This is a genomic window from Vibrio sp. 811, from assembly GCF_033339195.1.
On the sequence record NZ_JAWOUB010000157.1, the window covers coordinates 1 to 947 of the forward strand.

Here is a 947-nt window from a genome sequence, read left to right on the forward strand (position 1 = left end):
ACATTTTGTGCAGACCAGCTCCACCACGTGGGATGATCATATCAACGTAGTCATCCAGTTTAAGCAGTTGAGAAACCAGTTCGCGATCTGGCTTTTCAATGTACTGTACTGAAGCGGCTGGCAAGTTTGCTTTTGCAAGGGCTGATTGGATAACTTTCACAAGTTCCATGTTAGAGAAAAACGTCTCTTTACCACCGCGTAGGATGCTGGCGTTACCCGTTTTCAGGCACAGTGCGGCAATGTCGATAGTCACATTTGGACGCGCTTCATAAATCACACCCACAACACCAAGTGGTACACGGCGGCGAGAGAGAGACATGCCGTTTTCTAGCACTTTACTGTCGATTTCGCTGCCCACAGGATCGTTTAGGCTGATCACATTGCGAACATCATTTGCAATGCCCGTTAAGCGTTCTTCATTCAACAGTAGACGGTCTAACAGCGCATCGGTCAGACCAGCTTCGCGACCAAGTTCGATGTCTTTTGCGTTTGCTGCCAAAATCGCAGCTGAGTTTGCTTCTAGCTCATCTGCGATGATCGCTAGAGCTTGGTTCTTTTGAGCAGTTGACGCTGTCGCCAATTCGAAAGCTGCATCTTTAGCAGCTTTACCCATATTCGTTAAATCCACGTTGCTTCCCTCAATTTCTATTCTTGAATGACGACAAGATCATCGCGATGAATCACTTCTGAGCCGTAGTCATGACCCAAAATAGAGATGATGTCTTTACTGTGTTTGCCAGTAATTTTTGCCAAGTCTTCACTTGAGTAGGCACTAATACCACGCGCAACCAGTTTGCCATGAGAATTTGTTACGCGAGCAACTTCACCACGGGCAAAATCACCGCTCACCTTGATGACCCCTTTTGCTAGCAAGCTGCTGCCTTTACCAACAACCGCATTTACCGCACCATCATCGATGATAATATCACCCGATGCTGCAGGACCAG

Annotated in this window: 2 protein-coding genes; both read right to left on the bottom strand. The window is 47.2% G+C overall.

What is annotated here, in order from left to right; translation table 11 throughout:
* A partial coding sequence (locus R7Q46_RS25520; RefSeq protein ID WP_318077987.1) for an aldehyde dehydrogenase family protein occupies positions 1 to 628 on the bottom strand: 628 nt, incomplete at its 3' end.
* A 17-nt stretch (positions 629 to 645) separates the two neighbouring features.
* Positions 646 to 947 (bottom strand): PUA domain-containing protein (locus tag R7Q46_RS25525; protein WP_318077988.1); only part of this gene is annotated, 302 nt, incomplete at its 5' end.